This is a genomic window from Streptomyces prasinopilosus, from assembly GCF_001419695.1.
In the GTDB taxonomy this organism is placed as follows: Bacteria; Actinomycetota; Actinomycetes; order Streptomycetales; family Streptomycetaceae; genus Streptomyces; species Streptomyces prasinopilosus.
The window spans coordinates 1-2972 of the sequence record NZ_LIRG01000858.1 but is presented as its reverse complement, the minus strand read 5'-3'; the positions used below and the strand labels follow the sequence as shown (position 1 = coordinate 2972).

The 2972-nt window shown below is 77.0% G+C and carries 3 protein-coding genes; 1 reads left to right on the top strand and 2 read right to left on the bottom strand.

Translation table 11 applies throughout. The annotated features are described in order from the left end of the window. Positions 1-156 precede the first annotated feature (156 nt). Entirely contained in the window at positions 157-345 is a 189-nt protein-coding gene (locus AOK18_RS27550; RefSeq protein WP_055574802.1) for a DUF5703 family protein, read from the bottom strand. 47 nt (positions 346-392) lie between these two features. On the opposite strand from AOK18_RS27550, the gene AOK18_RS27545 reads away from it, so the two are divergent. Beyond that, positions 393-1079 carry a hypothetical protein gene (locus tag AOK18_RS27545; RefSeq protein ID WP_055696085.1) on the top strand — a complete coding sequence of 229 codons (687 nt, stop codon included), beginning with the start codon at positions 393-395 and terminating at the stop codon, positions 1077-1079. 77 nt (positions 1080-1156) lie between these two features. Here the strand turns inward: AOK18_RS27545 and AOK18_RS27540 are convergent. Further along, on the bottom strand, positions 1157-2972 hold a 1816-nt coding region (locus tag AOK18_RS27540; RefSeq protein WP_055696084.1), incomplete at its 5' end, for a helix-hairpin-helix domain-containing protein.

Here is a 2972-nt window from a genome sequence, read left to right as displayed (position 1 = left end):
CGGCGCGGGCGCGCTGCTCGCCGGCGTGGTCCTCTACCGCAGGGCCCGAGCCGCCGCGTGACACCGGCCCCGGCACGGCCGGCCCGCACGACCGGTGCGGGCCGGCCGCGCCGGGGTCGCGTGGGGGAGGAGCACCGGCCGGCGGTGTGTCCGAACTCACCAGGTCGCGCGCACCTGGCGGATGATCCGCCGCCGCAGCCGCACCTTGCGGCTCCCGTCGCGCAGCAGGCGCAGCCGGTCCAGTTCCCAGTGACCGTACTCCGCGTGGTCCGTCAGCAGACGCGCCGCCTCCTTGCGGGAGACCCCGCGCGGTACGTACACGTCGACAAATTCGTATTCCGGCATCGCATCTATTGTGCGGGCTGGGCCCCGGTACGGATAGCGTCTGCACTATGTCTGATGCTGCGCAGCCCACCGCTGCCGAGGTACGCGCCGCCGCCGAGGCGGTCAAGACCGCGCTCGACCGCCACCTGGCCGCGGTCGAACGCCGGTCGGGGGAGGACGACCCGGCCGTCTACGAGGCGTTCAACGAGCTGGCCGTGGCCGCCGAGACGTACGACGAACTGCTCTACGACCGCTACGACGAGGTGACCCCCTTCGAGATCCCCGCCGCCGAGGAGGCACTGCCGCCCTACACCGGGCCCGAGGAGCCCAGTGCGCTCAGCGTGCTGATCCGCCGCGACTACGCCGTCGTGGAGCCGCAGCGGCTGCTGGCGCACGCGCAGCGGATCGAGGCGGCGGACGACGACATCGCCGACACCCCCGGGACCTCGGGCACCGTCCACGGCGCGCTCGGCCTCCTGTTCGGCGAGTACGAACCGGACGAGATCGCCTCCCGGCACAAGGAGTTCGGCCTGGAGGAGGGCGACTCCACGCTCTGGGTGACGGCATCGGACGAACCGGCGGAACCCGGTGAATGGCTGGAGGCCCCGTTCGAGGAGGCGGAGCCGGCGCAGGTCGTGTGCCGCTTCGACGTCAGCGCCGTCTTCGACGAGGACCCCGACGACGTGGACGACCTCGACGACCTGGAGGGCATCGACGACCTGGAGGACGGGCCGGCCCCGGACACCGGCCGCTGAGCCCGCCCGTCGGCGCGCCGACGGCACGCGTGGCGGTGGCGGCGGGAGNNCTCCCGCCGCCACCGCCACGAGCGGGGTCAGCCGGCCGCCGCCGGAACCTGCGGCGCCAGCAGCACCGGCAGGCGGGTCGTCCGGGGCTTCGCCGTCCCCTCCGCCACGGCACGCGGCAGCGCCTGCTCCACCCCGTGCACCACGGACAGATGGCGGTCCGCCCTGCTGAACGCCGTGTACACCCAGGGCCGGCTCAACGCCTGCACGGCGTCGCCGGGCAGGACCACGACCACGGCCGGCCACCGGACCCCCACCGCCTGGTGCGCGGTCAGTGCCCAGCCGTGCCGTACCGACCCCTCCACCCGGTCCTGCGGCACGACGACGGCCCCGCCCGCGCAGGACAGGTGCAGCCCGTCGGCGTCGGCCTTCACCACCCGGCCCGGCACCGTACGCCCCCGGGCGGGGGAGTAGACGATCCGGTCGCCCGGATCGAACCCGCCGAAGCGTCCCGGCCCCGGATTCAGCCGCTCCTTCAGCGCCGCGTTCAGCACGCGCGTGCCCACCGCGCCCCCGTGCCCCGGAGTGATCACCTGGGTCTCCTCCGCCGGGACCCCGATCGCGCGCGGCACCGAGTCGGCCACGAGCTGCACCGTCCGGTGCACGGCCTCGCCCGGGTCCCGCACCGGCACGATGACGACCTCCCTGCCGGGCGCCGCCACCTGGTTCAGCTCACCGACCCCGATGCCGGAGACCAGCTCGCCCAGCGGCCCGGGATCCGGCCGCCGGGAGGCGATCTGCGGGCACACGCGCGCGGCCAGCAGATCGGCGAACACCCGGCCCGGACCGGCGGACCACAGCACGCCCGGGTCCCCGGCCAGCAGCAGCCGGGAGCCGTCCGGCAGCGACTCCGTGACCAGCGCGGCCGTCTCGACGTCGAGCTGGGGGGCGTCCAGCACGACGAGCAGGTCCAGCAGCAGCGCCCCGTCGGCGTCCCGCCCCGGCCCCTCGGCGCCGGACAGCAGCCCGGCGACGGTGGCGACCGCGGGGCCCCCGGCGCCCTCGTCACCCGCCGCGGTGGCGCCGGCGTCCGCCTCCCCGGAACCGGTCCTTCCGGAGCCGGAGTCCCCGGCGCCCGTGTCCCCGGCCGGGAGGGCCTCCAGCAGGGCCGCGAACCGGGAGCGCCCGACCGGGGTGTGGGCGGCGGCCCAGGCGCGCAGTCCGAGACCGTGCGCCGCCCGGAGCAGGGCCGCCGGCTCGGCGAGGGACGCCTCTCCGCCGGTGTGCAGCACCAGTCCGTGGCCGGAGACCGCGCGGATCAGCTCTCCCGCGGACCCGCCCGCCGAGGCGGCGGCCCGCTCCCACTCCGCAGCCGGGCCGTCCTGCCGGGGAGCGGAGCCGACGAGCCGGGCCAGTCCGTCGGCGAGGCTCTCCTCGGCCATCGCGTACCGCTCGAGCGCCACGAGCACCCGGACGGGCCGCTCCTCCTCGGTCTCGTCCGTGTCGTCCCCGGCACCGTCCGGCCGGGGCGCCGGGGCGTCCGGCTGCGGCAGCGGGTCCCGGAAGACCAGGACGTCACCGTCGGAGACCGCGGCCTGCACGGCCTCCCCGGGGTCCGGGACCCCCTGCCGCGCCAGGGCGGCGGTCAGCGCGGACACCTCGAGGGCGGTGTGCCCGGCCACCGCCGCCTGCTCCAGCAGCCATCCGGTGACCGCCCGCTCCCGCCGCCCGTCGTCCGGTCCCGCCTCACCGCCGAGCAGTGCCCGGGCGAAACCGTCCGCCTGCTCGGGCCGCACCCCCGCCACCCGCAACAACTGCCAGGGATCGGCCCGCAAGACCTGCGCGGCCCCCTCGCCCAGCACCCCGGCGGCCTGCGCGGCGAGCGCCTCGGGCGCGCCGCCCCGG